The organism is Ructibacterium sp. SJQ-7, from assembly GCF_054696575.1.
Window position 1 is genome coordinate 20941 of the sequence record NZ_CP195193.1, and the last position, 18688, is coordinate 39628.

Genomic DNA, 18688 nt, shown 5'->3' on the forward strand with positions numbered 1-18688 from the left:
ACGGTGTCAAACATGATGACAACCAGATGCAGAACAGGTACGAGCGGCTGCAGCAGTCAGGAACTCGACCGTGAGTTATCTGATGTGCTTATCGCAATCAGTGTCGTGTCAAAAAGAATCGCTGACCGTATAACAGCAGTCAGCGGCAGAGAAAAACTGAATATGGAAGGAGGAAGCCTGAATGGGAAAAATGAACGAATTGTCCATGCTCGTTGAGGAACTTCGCAAATGCGGAGAAACGCTTGTCGGTCTTTCGGAAGGTTTGGCTGATTTATTCAGCGGTTCGGCGGAAGAAGAAAAGCAGCCTGCAAAAAAGAGTGCTGCTAAGAAGAAGGCTGCTGAAGAGTCGAAGTCGGAAGTGTCGGAGGAAAAGACACTCACATTGGAAGATGTACGCGCCGTGTGTGCGGACAAATCCCGCAGCGGTTTTACGGAAGAGGTCAAAGCAATCCTGAATAAGCACGGTGTGGAAAAACTGTCGGAGGTCAACCCGGCAGAATATAAAGCACTGCTTGCTGAAGTGGAGGTGCTTGGCAATGCCAGATAAACACGCAGTATTATCAGCATCTTCCAGTCACAGGTGGTTGGAATGTCCGCCTTCGGCTCTCCTCTGTTCCACTGCCGGAGATGCACCGAGTGAGTTCGCCATGCAGGGTACGGATGCCCACAGCCTTTGCGAACATAAGCTGAAAACAGCACTGGGGCAGCAGTCGAAAGACCCTACAGAGAATTTAACGTTCTTTGATGAAGAGATGGCAGACTGTTCCGATATGTATGCTCAGTATGTGATGGAGCAGCTTGCGGTGGCAAAGGAAAAATGTAAAGACCCAATCGTTCTGATTGAACAGCGCCTTGATTTTTCCAAGTGGGTACCGCAGGGGTTCGGCACCGGGGACTGTGTGATTGTGGCAGATGAAACCCTCACGGTTATCGATTTCAAATATGGTGTCGGAATTTTGCTGGAAGCAGAAAAGAACCCGCAGATGATGTGTTACGCATTGGGAGCCCTACAGCTTTTCGACAGCATTTATGATATCGACTCGGTGACCATGACCATCTTCCAGCCAAGACGTGACAGTGTCAGCACATACACCATTTCCAAGGAAGAACTTCTGAAATGGGCGGATGAGGTGCTTGCTCCGACCGCACAGCTTGCAGCCAAGGGCGAAGGCGAATACAAAGCCGGAGACCACTGCCAGTTCTGTAAGGTTAAAGCCAAGTGCCGCAAGAGAGCCGAATATAACCTGGAACTTGCTCGTTATGATTTTGAAATGCCTTCCACCCTTGAAGACGATGAGATAGAGGCCATTTTAGCAAAAGCAGACGCGCTGGTATCCTGGGCGGGCGATGTCAAGGAATATGCATTGCAGCAGGCAGTCAGCGGCAAGCAGTGGAAAGACTGGAAGATTGTCGAAGGTCGCTCCAACAGGAAATATGTAAACGAAACAGCCGTGGCGGATACGGTTAAGAATGCAGGCTACGACCCGTTTGAACATAAGGTTCTGGGTATTACCGCAATGACCAAACTGCTCGGCAAGACAAAATTTGAAGAACTGCTCTCCGGGTTTATTGAAAAACCGCAGGGCAAGCCAACATTGGTACCTATGTCGGACAAGCGTCCGGCAATGAATACAGCGGCTAACGATTTTAAGGAGGACAACTAATATGTCAAAGAATTACACAAACCCTACCAAGGTAATCACAGGAGTCAATACTCGTTGGTCTTACGCAAATGTGTGGGATCCGAAATCCATCAACGGTGGCGCACCGAAGTACAGTGTGAGCCTTATTATTCCGAAGTCTGATACCGCAACGGTAAACAAGATTAAGGCAGCCATCCAGTCTGCTTATGAAGAAGGAGAGTCCAAGCTGAAGGGCAATGGCAAGAGTGTACCTGCTCTTTCTATTTTGAAAACGCCTTTAAGAGATGGAGATTTGGAAAGACCCGACGATGTAGCGTATGCAGGATGCTACTTCGTCAACGCAAATTCCGCAACTGCTCCCGGTATTGTTGACGCAGACCGTCAGCCGATTCTTGACCGCAGTGAGGTGTACAGCGGTGTATATGGCCGTGCATCCATCAACTTCTATGCCTTCAATTCCAACGGCAATAAGGGTATCGCCTGTGGTTTGAATAATCTTCAGAAGATTAAGGACGGAGAGCCGCTTGGCGGAAAGAGCCGTGCCGAGGACGATTTTGCTACCGATGCGGATGATGATTTTCTCGCATAAGGAGGACGGCTTACTATGACAACAGTTCAGGGTATGATGCTCTCCGTGTGTTTCGGTGCCGTGATGGGTACTCTCATTGCAAATGTGGGATTCCTCATCAAGTGTGCCATTGACAAGCACAAGGAGAAAAAGCGTAAGAAAAATGAAGAGTCTGCTGATAAGGCAGAATAAATGACAGCGGGCGGCGGAGGTGTATTCTTCGCCGCCTTGCTTATATGAAGGAGTGAAAACATATGTCAGATGAAATTTGGAAGGATATACCCGGATATGAAAGATTGTATCAAATAAGCAATTACGGAAATATCTACAGCCTTAGAAATAATATCATCCGTAAAAGTGTAAGATCGGGGTTTGGATACCGTGCTATTCAACTTTCAGATATCAACGGGAATAAAAAGAGATTTTATGTACACAGATTGGTTGGGCTTGTGTTCTTGGGCGAGCCACAATCAAAGAACAATTGCTGTATAAATCATATTAACTTAGATAAAGCGGATAACCGAGTGTGTAATTTAGAGTGGGTTTCACATAGGCAGAATATGAAACACGCATATGAAAATGGAAAGATAGATTTCAGAAGACCCATTCGTAGGGATAATAAAACAGGTACGAAAGGCGTGTACAAACATGAAGGCGGCTATGCAGTTTCAATTTGTGGACGCTATATTGGTTGGTTTAAAACCCTTGAGGATGCAGTAAATGCGAGAAAAAATTCGGAAATGGAGGTGCTTTCTGGTGCAAGAGATTAGCATAGATTTAGAAACCTATTCTGATGTGAATTTACAGAAATGCGGTGTGTATCGTTATGCTGAAAGTTCCAACTTTGAAATTCTGCTGTTTGGTTATGCGATTGATGGCGGAGAAGTGAGGGTTGTTGATATTGCTCGTGGAGAGAAAATTCCGATGGAGATTATCAAAGCACTGACCGATGATACCGTAACCAAATGGGCATTTAATGCGGCTTTCGAGAGAATCTGTTTGTCGGTGTGGCTGCAAAGGAACTACCCGGCATATTTTCGCAGTTACAGTATTGACGAGGATACTGTCGGAGATTACCTTGACCCCTCTGCCTGGAAATGCTCCATGATATGGGCTGCATACATGGGACTGCCATTATCTCTTGCGGGAGCCGGCACGGTGCTTGGATTGGAAGAACAGAAGCTGAAGGAAGGCAAAGACCTCATAAGGTATTTCTGTGTTCCCTGCAAGCCTACCAAAGTGAACGGCGGCAGGACACGCAATCTGCCGGAGCATGATATGGAGAAATGGAACACCTTTGTTTTCTACAACAAGAGAGATGTGGAGGTGGAGATGTCCATACAGGATAAACTGAAAAAATTCCCTGTGCCGGATTTTGTGTGGGATGAGTACCACCTTGACCAGGAAATCAATGACCGAGGGATTGCTCTTGATATGGCGGTGGTGGAGAATGCCATCGTTTTTGATGCAAAATCCAAGGCGGAGTTGGCAGAGAAAATGCAGAAATTGACTGACCTTGATAACCCTAACTCTGTGGTGCAGATGAAGCAGTGGCTCTCGGATAATGGCTTGGAGATGGAGAGCCTTGGCAAAAAGGAAGTGGCACAGGCGGTCAAAACTGCTCCGAAGGAACTGGCGGAAGTTCTGCAACTGCGACAGCAATTATCCAAGTCCTCCGTGAAAAAATACCAGGCGATGCAGAATGCAGTCTGTGAGGACGGCAGAGCCAGAGGGATGTTTCAGTTTTATGGGGCCAATCGCAGTGGCCGATGGGCGGGCAGAATGATACAGCTGCAAAACCTACCTCAAAACCATATGCCGGATTTGAAACAGGCACGAGGTCTGGTGGAGTCCGGCAATTATGATGCGATGGAACTTTTATACGATGACATACCGGACACCCTGTCACAGCTTATCCGTACTGCCTTTGTGCCAAGACCGGGCATGAAATTTGTGGTGGCGGACTTCTCGGCAATTGAAGCAAGGGTGCTGTCGCATCTTGCAAAGGAAAACTGGCGAACAGAGGTATTTGCAAATAACGGGGATATTTATTGTGCATCGGCATCAGCCATGTTTGGTGTTCCGGTGGAAAAGCATGGTGTCAACGGAAATCTCCGTCAAAAGGGCAAAATTGCTGAATTGGCTCTTGGCTACGGCGGTTCGGTCGGTGCTTTGAAGGCGATGGGTGCCCTTGATATGGGACTTTCCGAAGAGGAATTACAGCCGCTTGTGGATTCGTGGAGAGCCGCCAATCCAAATATCGTAAGGTTCTGGTGGGATGTTGACCGCTGTGTAAAGGATACGGTCAAAAACAGAGTGCCGACAGAAACACACGGTATCCGCTTTCGCTACCAGAGCGGGATGCTGTTCATTCAGCTGCCAAGCGGCAGACGGCTTTCCTATGTGAAACCTCGTATGGGAGAGAACCGTTTCGGTGGTGAGTCCGTGACCTATGAAGGTGTCGGAGGTACGAAAAAGTGGGAACGCATCGAAAGTTATGGTCCCAAGTTTGTCGAAAATATCGTGCAAGCAATCAGCAGGGATATTTTGGCTCATTCCATGAGAACCCTGTCGCACTGCTTTATCTGCGGTCATGTGCATGATGAATTGATTATTGAGTGCAGTATGGGGGTTTCCCTTGATGCCATATGTGAGCAGATGGGCAGGACTCCGGCTTGGATTTCCGGGCTTCTTCTCCGTGCTGACGGGTATGAATGCAACTTCTATAAAAAAGATTAAAAATACGGTTCTTAAAACGCAGGGTTTTGTCCTTTCACTATCAGAGGGCAAGATCCTACTTTTATGAAAGGCGGTATTTTTATGAAAGAATTAATACCCAAAGACGAATACGGCATCTTTGCCGATGTCCATGACACTGCGAGAGTAGACAGCCTGTTTGTGGCACAGGCATTTGAAAAGGAACACAAGAATGTTGTGCGTGAAATCGAAAGACTGACAGCATCTGATTCGGGTCTGAGCCAAGAATTTAATGCGCTCAATTTTGAGCGTATTACTTACCGTGACTCCAGAGGAAGAAAACAGAAAGCATACTGCATGACAAGAGACGGCTTTGTGCTTCTCGTTATGGGGTTCACTGGTCAAAAGGCTTTGAAATTTAAGGAACTGTACATCAAGCGTTTCAACGAGATGGAGAAATTCATCAAAACGCTGGTATCCGCAAGACAGGAGTTTCCGCTTCTGACCGAAAATATCAAGCTGCTCCATGACAAGCCGAAGCCATATCACTTCAGCAATGAGTGCGATATGTTAAACCGCATTGTTCTTGGTATGACGGCAAAACAGTTCAGACTTGCCAATAACATCGAAAAAGGCAAAAGTATCAGACCGTATCTGACCAAAGAACAGATTGAAATGCTGGAAATCCTGCAGAAAGTTGATGTGGGTCTGCTCGTGGCATTCCCTGCTTACGAAGACAGAAAGCGCCATCTTGAATGGTACAAAACCAAATTAGAGGAGGACAAATAAGATGTTTTATGTGAAAGAACAGCTGAATGATGCGATGGAGGTTTCCATTGAAATCAACGATGAAAATGTATTCTGCCGCTGTCCGCACTGCGGTTCGGAGGTGCAGGTCGACCTTGCAGATGTATTTGCAGATGGTGATGTTGACCTGTTTGGCACAGCAGTCCTTTGCGATAACTGCAGCAGAAAGCTGATGGGAGGTGCGGCTTGTGGGTGTGAGCAGGTATAACAGCGAAGGCTATCCTGATCCAACTACCTACGAAGCACTGACATCTATTGAGAAGGAAACAAAAGCGGCAAGAGCATACAGACCGATTGTGTATGTATGCTCCCCGTTTTCCGGAGATATTACCGGGAACATTGCAAATGCACGAAAGTACAGCCGATTTGCTGTGGAGCAGGGGTATATCCCCATTGCTCCGCATTTGCTGTTTCCGCAGTTTCTTAATGATAACGATTTAACGGAACGTGAACTGGGACTTCATTTTGGGAATGTGCTGATGAGCCATTGCTCGGAAGTATGGGTGTTTGGCGAAACCATATCTGCCGGGATGGATGCCGAAATCAGGAGAGCCAAAAGAAAAAATTACAGACTGCGCTATTTTGGCAGTGATTTGAAGGAGGCGGCAAGATGAAGTTTACTTTATATACCGCAAACTGTACGGGAAATGAGAAGAATACCATTTATCCCAATAAGGCTGAAATTGATAATGAGGATGATTTTAAAGCGGCCATCTGCCGTGACCATGTGAGTGCAAAATATAAAAACTCACACCGTTCGGTGCTTGGCTATATTTGCGGCGATTGCGATGTGATGGACTGTGATAATGACATGACAGAAAATCCCAGGGAATGGATTCGCCCAGAAATGTATCAGAAGATTTTCCCAGATGTTTCCCTTGTTATCGTACCCAGCCGCCATGACGGAAATGTCAAGGGCAATAAATCAGCAAGACCAAGGCACCATGTGTATTTTCCGCATAAGCAAACCAGCACAGCTGAGGAATGTGCAGAACTGAAAAAGAGGATTTATGCTGCCGCACCTTTTTTCGATGATGGTGCGATGGATGCCGCAAGATTTATATTCGGCTGTCCGGCAGAAAACATTATCTGGCATGAAGGCAGCAGAACCATTGATGAATTCCTGGACGAGCAGGATTTTGCTGAGTTCGACCGCAGTAAGGAAAATATCACAGAGGGAAGCCGCAATAAGGAAATGAGCCTTTTTGCCGGGAAGATTGTCAAGCGTTATGGCTGTACGGAGGAAGCTCACCGTATTTTTATGGGGAGGTCGGAGCGATGCACACCTCCGCTGCCGCAAAGTGAGCTGGACACCATTTGGAACAGTGCAGTCGGATTCGGAAAAAAGTTAGAAAAGCAGGAAGGGTATGTTCCACCGGAGGAATACAACAAAAAACCCGAATGGGAAACGCCAATCCCCTTTGATGAATTTAATCTTCCTCCGTTTCCGGTAGAAGCTCTGCCAAAGGCGGTCGGAGATTATGCAGCGGCTCTTGCTGAAAGCACACAAACACCTGTGGATTTGGCGGCCACATCTTCCATTGCGGTCATGTCGGTCTGTATGCAGGGGAAGTTCAAAATAAGGGCAAAAGTTGACTGGACAGAACCTGTGAATACCTTTGTGCTGGATGTCATGAATCCTTCCGAGCGTAAGTCTGCCGTGGAAAATGCGATGGTTCGGCCATTGAATTTGTTTGAAACAGAACGCAATATACAGAATGCGGCGGCGATAGAGTCCAGTAAAATGCAGAAACGAATACTGGAACGCAGGCAGAAGGTGCTGGAAGACCAGGCATCCAAGGGCAAAGCGGATGCGGATGAGGTCAGAAGAATTGCAGAAGAGATTGCAGGCTACAAAGAAATGAAGCCAATGAAGCTGTATGTGGATGATATTACAACAGAAAAGCTGACATCGGTGCTTGCCGGAAATGATGGGCGGGCGGCGATTCTTTCCACCGAGGGCGGCATATTTGACACTTTGGCAGGAGCTTATTCCAAGACGGTCAATATTGATGTGATGCTGAAAGGCTATTCCGGGGACAGCATTCGTGTTGACCGTATCGGAAGAAACAGTGAAAGTATCATGAATCCGGCACTGACAGTACTTCTTATGGTGCAGCCGAGTGTTCTTTCCGGACTGATGCAGAACGGCACATTCCGGGGACGTGGACTGACGGCACGTTTTCTGTACTGCATTCCGGCATCCTTTGTTGGGAAAAGACGGTACCGTTCTAAACCGGTCTCGGACGAGGTTTACCGTGAATACGAGCTGTGCATCCGAAATCTGCTGGAGGACGAATGCGGGAAAGAAGCGGAAATCATCACTTTGTCAGATGAAGCAGATGCCATGATAGAAGCCTTTGCAGAAAGCCTGGAGCCGGAACTGAACAAAGGCTATGCCGACATCGTGGATTGGGCGGGCAAGCTGGTGGGAAATATCCAGCGCATTGCGGCACTGCTGTGCAGGGCATCCATACGCAGAAGCCATGACTTTTTGGATGTCCCGGAGCCGCTTGTGGTGGATGGACATACCATGAGCAATGCCATCAAAATCGGAGAGTATTTTATTGAACATGCAAAGGCGGCGTTTATGCTGATGGGTGCCGATCCTGTTATTAGTCAAAGCAAAAAGGTCATTTCTGTAGTGAAGGAAAATGGACTGACGGAATTTACCCGCAGAGATATTATGAGGCTCTGCCGTAATTTCAAGAAAGCGGAGGATGTGCAGCAGGTGTTGACCAGACTGACGGATTATGGCTATATCATGGCAAAGGAAGATGAAGCCTATTCCGGCAAAGGCAGACCTCCGGCACAGGTGTATCTTGTAAACCCGTATATCTATGAACAGTGAATATGAATTGTCCTTTTTGTCCTTTCTGTCCCTATGTCGTAAGCATATGTATGCGTGTATTTGTCCTTATAGTAACAGATACATATAGATACATATTTTTACTTATTTTTATATTTTCATTCTTACCCCATAGAGGACAGCGTGACAAAAAGGACAGAAATAAAAACCAGGAGGAATTGAGACTATGACATTTTATACCTATATGACACGGAACTATCTTAACGAGGATTCACCAGCAGGAGATCTGGCACAGGATATGTACCGGGAGAAAGAGACTTTTCCGAGAAACCGTCCCTGTAAATTTGATGGATGGTATCGGCTGATTCGAAGTTATCTGCTGCAAAAGAATGCCTGCATGGAGTGCCTTGCAACTTTTGATGAGTGTTGGGAGGAATATGTAAGATGCGAGAAAAAACGATTGAACAGAAAATTGTAACAGCAGTGAAAAAGGCAGGCGGCATTTGTCCGAAGTTCGTATCTCCCGGTTTCGATGGAATGCCAGACCGCTTACTGCTTTTACCGCATGGCAGGTTCGCCTTTGTGGAAGTCAAAGCACCGGGAGAAAAACCAAGACCACTGCAATTGGCAAGGCACCGACTTCTCCGCTGTTTGGGATTTAAGGTGTATGTCCTGGACAGTGAAGAACAGATTGGAGGGATAATCGATGAAATACGAGCCACATGAATATCAGAGGTATGCGGTCGAGTATATCAAAAGCCATCCTGTAGCAGCCGTTCTATTATCGATGGGACTTGGAAAAACATCTATATCGCTTATGGCAATCAATGATTTATTATTTGACAGTTTTGAAATCCACAAGGTGCTGATAATTGCACCACTCAGAGTGGCTTTATCTACTTGGGGAGCAGAAATTGAAAAGTGGGAACATTTGAAAAATCTGAAATATTCCATTGCAGTGGGTACTGAGCAAGAACGGCTTGCAGCATTAAATGCCGATGCAGATATTTATATCATCAACCGTGAGAATGTACAGTGGCTGATTGAAAAAAGCGGAGTGCCCTTTGACTTTGATATGCTAGTGGTGGATGAGTTATCGTCCTTCAAGAATCATCAGGCGAAGCGGTTCAAAGCACTGATGAAAGTCAGACCAAAGGTAAAACGAGTGGTGGGTCTGACAGGCACTCCTTCCAGTAATGGCTTGATGGACTTATTTGCAGAATTCAAACTGCTGGATATGGGAGCAAGGCTTGGCAGATTTATTGGGCAATACCGAAATGCCTACTTCTCCCCGGATAAGCGAAACGGTCAGATTATTTACAGTTATAAGCCACTGCCGGATGCTGAACAGCAGATTTATGAGAAAATCTCAGATATTACGATTTCCATGAAATCCACCGACCACCTAAAGATGCCGGAACTTATCAGTACCCAGTATGAAGTGGAATTATTGGAGGACGAAAAGAAAAAATATGAGGAACTGAAAAAAGACCTTATACTTCAGCTCCCGGACGGAGAAATCACAGCCGCCAATGCCGCATCGCTGACAGGAAAACTGTCACAGATGGCAAACGGTGCCGTTTATTCCGATGATGAGAGTATCCTGGAAATTCATCAGCGAAAATTGGACGCACTGGAGGATATTATCGAATCTGCAAACGGCAAGCCTGTCCTTGTGGCATATTGGTTCCGGCATGATCTGGAACGCATCAAGAAACGCTTTGTCGTGAGGGAAATCAAGACAAGCCGTGATATTGCCGACTGGAATAACGGCAGTATCCCTGTTGCTGCCATTCATCCGGCATCTGCAGGACATGGTCTGAACCTGCAAAGCGGTGGTTCTGCCTTGGTGTGGTTCGGTATTACCTGGTCGTTGGAATTATATCAGCAAACGGTGGCACGATTATGGAGACAAGGACAGACCGCAAATACGGTTGTTATTCAGCATATTGTTACGGTGGGTACAATTGATGAGCATATTATGCAGGCTCTTGAAAGAAAGGATGCATCACAAGCTGCATTGATTGAGGCGGTAAAAGCAGAAATTGGAGGTAAATGATGGACGGTTACATAGAACTTGCTAATGCGATTATAATTAAGGCTGCCAAGGATTACAAAAAAGCGTTAATAAAATTAAACCGAAATTGTAATAACACAATAGCAAAGACAGAAAAACAAGAAATAGAACGTTTTTTTAAAGGCTCATGGTTTAAGGTTTTAACAAAAGTGAGCGGTGAAACACTTATGAAACGCATACAACAGGAGGTAAATGTTAAATGACAGCTAAAGAATTTTTAAATAGAGCATATAAACTTGACCACAGAATCAACAGCAAGTTAGAACAGCTGGAATCGTTAAATGATTTAACACAGAAAATAACCACATCATTAAGTGCTGTGCCACCAAGTGGTACACGAAATGTACATAGGCTTTCTGATACGATTGAGAAGATTATCGATTTAGAAAACGAAATTAATGCCGATATCGATATGCTTGTTGACACAAAAAAAGAAATAATGAAAGCAATCAAAAGTGTTGATAGAATTGAATGTCAGTTGCTTTTAGAAAAGCGATACCTCTGTTTTAACACTTGGGAGCAGATAGCTGTTGATTTAGACTACTGTATTGACAATGTATATAAGCTACACCGCAGAGCTTTGAAATTAGTGAAAATAAATTGATGAGTACAGTAAATTCTACTATTTTCTACTATGGTGTTTATGTTATTATATAATCGACAGAAAAATAAAATTCAAAGGGCATTCCAAACGGAGTGTCCTTTTTGTATGCCAAGGAGGAAACAATGCCATACTTACCAAGAACACCCTGTCGACACCCCGGCTGTGCAAGGCTTGTAGATAACAAAAGTAAATACTGTGAGGAGCATCTACCACTGCACCCTGAGTACACAAGGTCAGCTGGTAAGCGTGGCTACACTTCCAAGTGGCAACGCAAACGAAAGCTGTTCTTAAAGAACCATCCTTTGTGTGTGATGTGCAAGAGTAAAGGTAAATACATAGAGGCTACGGTTGTCGACCACATCGTACCACACAGAGGTAATGAACAATTGATGTGGGACGAGAGTAATTGGCAAGCGTTATGCAAAGCGTGCCACGACAATAAAACAGGCAATGAAGATAGCTGTCCAACCTATGGTTATCCTATCCGGTAGGGGCGGTCAAAATCGTATAGTGGTACCTAAGAAATGGACAAATAACACAGGGGGGTATTATAATAATATTACAGTGCAATTTGTTATGGAGGTATCATGATGGGAATTAAGTATTTTACAGAGGAAGAGATAGAATATTTGTCATCAAATATATATGTTGAATCTGTTAATGAAAAACAGATAACATACACAATTGAGTTTAAGCAATTTTTTGTGCGAGAATATATGAACGGGAAAGGTCCTACTTTGATTTTTGAAAGTGTTGGATTATATAAGCGAATATTGGGTGCTAAGCGTATAGAAAAAGCAACAAGCAGATGGATGAAGGCTTATGAGAATGGTACATTAGATGTTTCTGCAACATTGCCTAATCGTCATCCGGTATTAAAAGCAAAAAATATTACAGATAAAGAGTTGATAAGAAGGCAAGAAGCAAAAATCAAGCTTTTGGAACTAGAGGTAGAACTATTAAAAAAAATCGACTTGAAAGAAAGGGGGCTGATAGGAAGTCAAAGACTGAAAAGTAGTGATATTTTTGAGTTGATAAGGATTACAATACGTGATAATAATCTAAAAAATGTTGTGTCTTATTTATGTGCGAGTGCAGGCGTATCAAGAAGTGGTTACTATAATTATTTATCAAATGAAAGTAAACGTGAAAGGCGTGAGGAAATAGATATAAAAGTGCGTGATGATATACTGATGGCAATAAGCTTTAGAGGATACAAAAAGGGTTCACGGAGTATAAAAATGCTGTTAGAGGATAAGTTTGGAATTTGTTACAATCGAAAGAGAATTATGCGGATAATGCGTAAATATAATATTGTATGTCCAATTCGCAGAAAAAAGTATAAATATAAAGTTACAAAGGAACATAAAGTCTGTAAAAATTATCTTCAAAGAGAATTTAAACAAAATGTACCTGGAAAGGTGATGTTGACAGATATATCTTATTTACAGTATGGTAACGCAAAAACAGCATATCTGTCAACAATTCTAGATGCAAGTACAAATGAGATATTATCATTCAAGGTGAGAGAAAATATGAAATTGGATTTAGTTATAAGTACGTTGAATGAATTAAAGGATAATCAATTTGTACATTTTGATGATGGAATGATACATTCAGACCAAGGATGGCATTATACAAATCCTCAATTTCGTATCAGAGCCGCAGAAATGGGATTGCAGCAATCAATGTCACGTAGGGGCAATTGTTGGGATAATGCACCACAGGAGTCTTTCTTTGGTCATTTAAAGGATGAAGTAGATATAAAGCACTGCAATACATTTGATGAATTACATACGCTTATATCAGATTACATTGATTATTACAATAATGATCGTTATCAATGGAACTTAAATAAAATGACACCTATACAATATAGAAATTATTTGTTAAACACTGCATAGGTGTATTTGTTATCTAATAAATTATGAAGGGTGTTAAAATTGTCCTTGACATAGGGCCCATGTTATCGTCACAAAACTTATGTCAGAAGACCGCCGCCCCCCTTTGCGTGAATTTTCGCATAATTTAAAGAGGGGGCCTATAATTGTCCACGCAATAAATATCGCAAAATATGATAAACACTTACTAAAACGCATTTTTCAAATCGTCTTGAAAGGTGCGTTTTTTAGTTGGAAAGGTATTAAATTATGACAGATGAACAGAAAAAGAAAATTCGCAAAATGCGACTTGACGGGAGTGGCTACAAGCATATCGCAAGTACGCTCCTTCTTCCACTCAGTACCGTAAAAGGTTATTGCAAACGAAATGGACTTGTTGGTGTCGGACCCGTTGTGTCAATTAACAACGATATTTCCGTACAGCTTGGCCTTATTTGCAAAAACTGTGGTAAACGCCTGAACCATACCGAGGGCAAAAAGAAAAAGACATTCTGCACCGATAAATGCAGAAAAGAATATTGGAATTTGAAAAATGGAGGTAAGCTATGATTGAACATATAGAACCAAAAGCTACTGCAGGTGGTGTTTCGGTTTTCTGTGCCCACGATAAGATTGTGGAAACGGATGCACTTGTCGGCAATCCGAGGAATCCGAATAAACACCCAAAGGAACAAATAATAGCACTTGCAAAGATTATAAAACGGCAAGGTTGGCGACACCCTATCGTGGTATCGAACCGCTCTGGGTTCGTAGTAAAGGGGCATGGTCGTCTGCTTGCTGCAAAGGAACTTGGTGTGTCGGAAGTGCCTGTTGACTTTCAGGACTACGAGAGTGAGGCAAGCGAGTTTGCCGACCTCATGGCGGATAATAAAATACAAGAATTTTCAGAACTTGACCTTAAGATGTCTGCAGATATTTTAAAGGACATTAAGGACAGCGGTGACATCGAGCTTGAAATGTCAGCATTTACCGAGGAGGCACTTGAGGAGCTGCTTGCAAAAACACATGAGGGTGAGGTTGTTGAGGACAATGCAGACTTGACTCCACCGGAAAACCCTGTATCGCAATCAGGTGATATATGGCTACTTGGAAAACACAGACTTATATGTGGTGACAGTACCAAGCCTGAAACCTACGAACAGCTGATGGATGGTAAGAAAGTAAATCTTATTGTGACGGACCCTCCGTATAACGTCGCATATGAAGGAACTGCGGGTTCAATACAAAATGACAATATGGAAGATAAGAAATTCTATGAATTCCTGTTTGCAGCATTTAAGGGTATGTATGATGTGTGTGCGGATGGTGCGAGCATTTATGTGTTCCACGCAGATAAAGAAAGTATAAATTTCAGAACTGCATTTCGTGATGCCGGGTTCTTCTGCCACCAGACTTGTATATGGGTTAAGAACTCTCCAGTGCTTGGCAGATGTGATTATCAATATTGTCATGAGCCGATATTGGTGGGGTGGAAACCGACCGCAGGTCATAAATGGTATTCAGACCGTAAGCAAAGAACTGTGTGGAATTTTGATAAGCCGAAGAAATCGGAACTGCATCCGACAACAAAGCCTATACCGTTGATGGCATACCCTATACAAAATTCGAGCGTGGTAAATTCTATCGTGCTTGAGCCGTTTGCCGGCAGTGGAAGTACACTCATTGCTTGTGAGCAGACCGACCGAGTTTGCTATGCGATAGAGCTTGATGAAAAGTTTGTTGATGTAATTGTAAAGCGTTATGTGGATTTCATAGGAAATTCAGATAGCGTTTTTTTAGTGCGTAACGGTGAGAAAATTCCGTATAGTGAGGTTATCCGAGATGAATAATTTAACACTCGGTTCTCTATTTGATGGCTCGGGCGGTTTTCCACTTGCAGGAATTATAGCGAATATACAACCTATCTGGGCAAGTGAAATTGAGCCTTTACCTATACGAGTAACCAAAAAGAGAATACCGCAAATGAAACATTACGGGGATATATCAAATATAGACGGTGGCAAAATTGAACCCGTTGATATAATCACATTTGGAAGTCCATGTCAAGACCTTAGCTTGGCGGGCAGACGAAACGGTCTTGACGGTGCGAGGTCATCACTATTTTTTGAGGCTATCAGAGTTATAAAGGAAATGAGGTGTGCAACTAATGGAAAATATCCAAGATGGATTGTGTGGGAGAACGTGCCGGGAGCATTGTCAAGCTCTAAAGGACAAGATTTTAGGACAGTCCTTGAAGAAATCTGCAAAATCAAAGATGAAACCGTATCTGTTCCTATGCCTGAAAAATGGACAGGAGCAGGCGAAATTGTGGGCAAAGATTACTCCGTTGCCTACCGAATACTCGATGCACAATACTTCGGAGTCCCTCAAAGACGCAGACGTATCTTTCTTGTCGCAGATTTTGGAGGACAATCCGCCGGAAAAGTACTATTTGAGTCAGAAGGCTTGTTTGGGGATTTTACGAAGGAGCGAGGCTCGTGGCAAAGAACTGCCACCGATGCTCAAGAAAGCATTACAAAGACAGGCACAGTGTGTCTGAATGACCAAGGTGGTAATCGTATGGATGTAACGGACGATGTCACTTGTACATTAAGGGCACAGGCACATCATCCTCCATGCGTAATGGAAAGTGCGGGCTTTTGTACAGAGCATTCCGCTAAAAGCCGTAGTATTGGTTATGGCGAGGAGCAGTCACCCACTTTGAGAGCGGGTGTTGTTCCGGCTACAATTACAAAATCTCAGAATTCAGAGCAATATGTATTTGAAAATCACTCACAGGATACAAGATACAAAGGCCCGATTGATGTGGCACAAACGGTGGTGGCTACATACGGCAAGGGCGGAAACAATCAGCCGTTTGTTGTTTCGGAAGATACTACAAAAGTGTATGGGATATGCTCTAATGATAGTAATTCTATGAAATCGAATAATCCGCATAGCGGAATATATGAGGCTGACACTGCTCGAACTATTGATGCAAATGGCGGAAACCCCGGTTGTAATCAAGGTGGTATGGCGGTTGTATCGGTACAAGGCTCTGTAATCGGTCGCAAGGATGAAAACGGTCCCAACGGTAGCGGCGTGAATGAAGATGTTTCATTCACATTAAATACAGTTGACCACCATGCCGTTGCTTATGGAATTGACAGAGCTGCATTTAATCAGGGTAAAAATGCTCAATATGATTTTACAATCTCAAAAGAAAATCAACCGACTATCGTGGCAAAGGGACCAAGTGCGGTGATGGCGGCTACATATTCATCAAGTAAAGCATCATTCTTTACGAGGGCAGAAAAAGAGGTTGCAAATACCTTGTGTGCAACAGACTACAAGGATGCACCGATAGTTAATGACACAAATTCGGAGATGGAATATATCGTCCGCAGACTTACTCCGCTTGAATGTTGCAGGCTGCAAGGCTTTCCCGATTATTGGTGTGACGGCTTGGAAAGTGAAAATCCAACAGATGCGGAAATTTATGAATGGGCAGAGATTTTTGAAACACATCGCAAGGCAATCGGTAAAAGCACAAAGCCAAAGAGCCGAAACCAAATCAGAAAATGGTTACAAAATACATGCTCCGATTCAGCTCTGTACACTATGTGGGGCAACGGAGTCGCACTTCCTTGTGTGTTCTATGTTTTATACGGCATAGCTAATGTAAATTAACCAAATAAACAGTTACATTTTGTGTAGTAATGATATTGATATATCTCCCTTGTGACGGTAATATGTGCTTACGATAAAAAACAAGGAGGAAATACCAATGAGATTAAACTACAATGTAACAGGAGAAAAGAGAAAAGAGCTTGTCAGTCTTATTGCTAACTTCACAGGCTGTAAGGCAAGATACAAAGGAGTACCGAGCTGTGCATATGAAGTGGACTACTTCACTATCGACAGAAACGGCTGTGTGGAATTTGATGACAGAGCCGACAGCGAGGTAATCGAAAGGTTGATTGAAATGCTGTACGATAACAGCTTTGTTGCAGAAACGGATGATGCGGTTCAAGCTGATGAGCCTGAAACCTTATGCGGTTGCATATTCATACCACGCACACAGCTTTCAGAAAACGGCCTTGATAATCTTAAGAAACTTATCACAGCAAAGGGTGACCTCATAAAAAAGGCACTTGGAGTTGAGGAGCTTACCATAACCGAAGACATCGACAATTATGGATTCCCGTGGATAGCCGATGGAACTGCTCCGGACGATGTAAGAGCCATAATGGATTTTGTAACAGCACTGTGTAAGCTGGCAAACACACTCAAGCGTATCAATAAAAAGGAAACCGCTGTGGAAAATGAAAAATATGCATTTCGGTGTTTTCTGCTCCGCTTGGGATTTATAGGTGAAGAGTATAAGAGACAGAGAAAAACATTACTCCGCAGACTTAGCGGCAGCAGTGCCTTTAAGAATGGCAGACTTGAATAAGGGCAAACACAATATGTACATAAATCGTGTATGTACACCAATATAAACCACAATATATTGTGTAGTAATCGTATTGATATATCCTTGAATTGACGGTAATATGTGACTACAAAAACAAAGGGAAACCGAAATTCAAAGGAGACAAAACAATGACTACACAAGAATTAAGAAATCAAACAATCGGAGTTGAAATTGAGGGTACAGGCATTACAAGAGAACAGGCTGCCAAAGCGATAGCCGAGTTCTTCGGAACAACAAGCCACTACGAGGGCGGAACATACTGCACCTACACAGTTAAGGATAACCAAAACCGAGAATGGAGATTTCAAAGAGATTCAAGCATAAGCTGTTACCGCAAGGAAAACGGCAGACTTACACAGGCAAGCAGTGATTACAGCCTTGAGGTTGTAACACCGATTCTTACATACGATGAGATTCCTACCTTGCAGGAAATCGTAAGGGTTTTGAGAAAGAAGGGCATGGTAAGTGGAGCAAAGTACAGAGCCGGGGTTCACATTCACATCGGTAAAGGCAACCACACAGCAAAGACACTTTCAAACCTCATAAACCTTATGGCAAGCAAAGAGGATTTGATTTACGAGGCACTTGAAGTTGACTACAGCAGAGCACATTATTGCAAGAAAATGAACAACAGCTTGATTGAAAGAATTAACCGCAGAAAGCCTACAACAATGCGTGAGCTTGCAGACATTTGGTACGATGCACACGATGCAAACTACAACAGAAACGGTCACTACAACGACAGCCGATACCATTGCTTGAACCTTCATTCTACCTTCACAAAAGGCACGATTGAATTTAGACTTTTCAACTTCGATGGCAAGCTCCACGCAGGTAAACTTAGAGCATGGATTGTAATGTGCCTTGCAATGAGCAACCAAGCATTGAACCAAAAATCAGCAAGAGCCAAGAAAAGCGAAAATATGAATAAGAAGTTTGTGATGAGAACTTGGCTTTGCAGAATGGGATTGAGTGGTGACGAGTTCAAAAATTACAGAGAACACCTTACAGCGAAGTTAAGCGGAAACAGTGCATGGTCAAGATTGGGGTAAGAACCCCAACCTTGATTTAAAAGCCGACACAGGGCAAACATGGGCGGGTAAAACCGCCTTTAGGTGGTGAAAGC

23 protein-coding genes are annotated in these 18688 nt (G+C 43.7%); all 23 read left to right on the forward strand.

Going from position 1 to position 18688, the window contains the following annotated elements:
- The first annotated feature begins 12 nt into the window (after positions 1-12).
- The 23 genes from ACSAMO_RS00085 (at position 13) to ACSAMO_RS00195 (ending at position 18614) form a co-directional block, all read left to right on the forward strand.
- On the forward strand, positions 13-216 hold the full coding sequence (locus ACSAMO_RS00085; protein ID WP_499209481.1) for a hypothetical protein: 204 nt from the start codon (positions 13-15) through the stop codon (positions 214-216).
- Positions 182-547, forward strand: coding sequence for a DNA ligase (locus tag ACSAMO_RS00090; RefSeq protein WP_499209482.1), 366 nt, complete (start codon positions 182-184; stop codon positions 545-547). The genes ACSAMO_RS00085 and ACSAMO_RS00090 overlap by 35 nt, the downstream gene beginning before the upstream one ends.
- Entirely contained in the window at positions 537-1664 is a 1128-nt protein-coding gene (locus tag ACSAMO_RS00095; protein WP_499209483.1) for a DUF2800 domain-containing protein, read from the forward strand. Before ACSAMO_RS00090 ends, ACSAMO_RS00095 begins: the two co-directional genes overlap by 11 nt.
- Position 1665: 1 nt before the next feature.
- Positions 1666-2232 carry a DUF2815 family protein gene (locus ACSAMO_RS00100; RefSeq protein ID WP_499209484.1) on the forward strand — a complete coding sequence of 189 codons (567 nt, stop codon included), beginning with the start codon at positions 1666-1668 and terminating at the stop codon, positions 2230-2232.
- Between the two features lie 15 nt (positions 2233-2247).
- Positions 2248-2403: a hypothetical protein gene (locus tag ACSAMO_RS00105; RefSeq protein ID WP_499209485.1), complete on the forward strand. Its 156-nt coding sequence runs from the start codon at positions 2248-2250 to the stop codon at positions 2401-2403.
- A gap of 62 nt (positions 2404-2465) precedes the next feature.
- Entirely contained in the window at positions 2466-2981 is a 516-nt protein-coding gene (locus tag ACSAMO_RS00110; RefSeq protein ID WP_499209486.1) for an NUMOD4 domain-containing protein, read from the forward strand.
- Positions 2968-4950 carry a DNA polymerase gene (locus tag ACSAMO_RS00115; protein ID WP_499209487.1) on the forward strand — a complete coding sequence of 661 codons (1983 nt, stop codon included), beginning with the start codon at positions 2968-2970 and terminating at the stop codon, positions 4948-4950. The genes ACSAMO_RS00110 and ACSAMO_RS00115 overlap by 14 nt, the downstream gene beginning before the upstream one ends.
- Before the next feature lie 81 nt (positions 4951-5031).
- A complete protein-coding gene (locus ACSAMO_RS00120) occupies positions 5032-5697 on the forward strand; it encodes a Rha family transcriptional regulator (RefSeq protein ID WP_499209488.1) in 666 nt (221 codons plus the stop codon).
- 1 nt (position 5698) lies between these two features.
- Positions 5699-5923 carry a hypothetical protein gene (locus ACSAMO_RS00125; protein ID WP_147514494.1) on the forward strand — a complete coding sequence of 75 codons (225 nt, stop codon included), beginning with the start codon at positions 5699-5701 and terminating at the stop codon, positions 5921-5923.
- A complete protein-coding gene (locus ACSAMO_RS00130; protein WP_499209489.1) occupies positions 5904-6329 on the forward strand; it encodes a DUF7768 domain-containing protein in 426 nt (141 codons plus the stop codon). The genes ACSAMO_RS00125 and ACSAMO_RS00130 overlap by 20 nt, the downstream gene beginning before the upstream one ends.
- On the forward strand, positions 6326-8566 hold the full coding sequence (locus ACSAMO_RS00135; RefSeq protein ID WP_499209490.1) for a DUF3987 domain-containing protein: 2241 nt from the start codon (positions 6326-6328) through the stop codon (positions 8564-8566). The genes ACSAMO_RS00130 and ACSAMO_RS00135 overlap by 4 nt, the downstream gene beginning before the upstream one ends.
- Positions 8567-8768: 202 nt before the next feature.
- Positions 8769-9002, forward strand: a complete 234-nt coding sequence (locus ACSAMO_RS00140; protein WP_499210105.1) for a YozE family protein — start codon at positions 8769-8771, stop codon at positions 9000-9002.
- Complete coding sequence (locus tag ACSAMO_RS00145) at positions 8969-9250, forward strand: VRR-NUC domain-containing protein (RefSeq protein ID WP_499209491.1); 282 nt, start codon at positions 8969-8971, stop codon at positions 9248-9250. Before ACSAMO_RS00140 ends, ACSAMO_RS00145 begins: the two co-directional genes overlap by 34 nt.
- Positions 9231-10583 carry an SNF2-related protein gene (locus ACSAMO_RS00150; protein ID WP_499209492.1) on the forward strand — a complete coding sequence of 451 codons (1353 nt, stop codon included), beginning with the start codon at positions 9231-9233 and terminating at the stop codon, positions 10581-10583. The genes ACSAMO_RS00145 and ACSAMO_RS00150 overlap by 20 nt, the downstream gene beginning before the upstream one ends.
- Positions 10583-10804 (forward strand): hypothetical protein, encoded by a 222-nt coding sequence (locus tag ACSAMO_RS00155; RefSeq protein WP_499209493.1) that lies wholly within the window; start codon positions 10583-10585, stop codon positions 10802-10804. The genes ACSAMO_RS00150 and ACSAMO_RS00155 overlap by 1 nt, the downstream gene beginning before the upstream one ends.
- Positions 10801-11205 (forward strand): hypothetical protein, encoded by a 405-nt coding sequence (locus tag ACSAMO_RS00160; RefSeq protein ID WP_499209494.1) that lies wholly within the window; start codon positions 10801-10803, stop codon positions 11203-11205. Before ACSAMO_RS00155 ends, ACSAMO_RS00160 begins: the two co-directional genes overlap by 4 nt.
- A 122-nt stretch (positions 11206-11327) precedes the next feature.
- Complete coding sequence (locus tag ACSAMO_RS00165) at positions 11328-11696, forward strand: HNH endonuclease (RefSeq protein ID WP_499209495.1); 369 nt, start codon at positions 11328-11330, stop codon at positions 11694-11696.
- 99 nt (positions 11697-11795) lie between these two features.
- Positions 11796-13109, forward strand: coding sequence for an IS3 family transposase (locus ACSAMO_RS00170; protein ID WP_412614945.1), 1314 nt, complete (start codon positions 11796-11798; stop codon positions 13107-13109).
- Positions 13110-13355: 246 nt separating this feature from the next.
- Positions 13356-13655: a hypothetical protein gene (locus tag ACSAMO_RS00175; protein WP_499209496.1), complete on the forward strand. Its 300-nt coding sequence runs from the start codon at positions 13356-13358 to the stop codon at positions 13653-13655.
- Positions 13652-14935 carry a site-specific DNA-methyltransferase gene (locus ACSAMO_RS00180; RefSeq protein ID WP_499209497.1) on the forward strand — a complete coding sequence of 428 codons (1284 nt, stop codon included), beginning with the start codon at positions 13652-13654 and terminating at the stop codon, positions 14933-14935. The genes ACSAMO_RS00175 and ACSAMO_RS00180 overlap by 4 nt, the downstream gene beginning before the upstream one ends.
- Positions 14928-16775 carry a DNA cytosine methyltransferase gene (locus tag ACSAMO_RS00185; protein WP_499209498.1) on the forward strand — a complete coding sequence of 616 codons (1848 nt, stop codon included), beginning with the start codon at positions 14928-14930 and terminating at the stop codon, positions 16773-16775. Before ACSAMO_RS00180 ends, ACSAMO_RS00185 begins: the two co-directional genes overlap by 8 nt.
- Before the next feature lie 97 nt (positions 16776-16872).
- Positions 16873-17541 (forward strand): virulence protein, encoded by a 669-nt coding sequence (locus ACSAMO_RS00190; RefSeq protein ID WP_499209499.1) that lies wholly within the window; start codon positions 16873-16875, stop codon positions 17539-17541.
- Between the two features lie 149 nt (positions 17542-17690).
- A complete protein-coding gene (locus ACSAMO_RS00195; protein WP_499209500.1) occupies positions 17691-18614 on the forward strand; it encodes an amidoligase family protein in 924 nt (307 codons plus the stop codon).
- Positions 18615-18688: the final 74 nt, after the last annotated feature.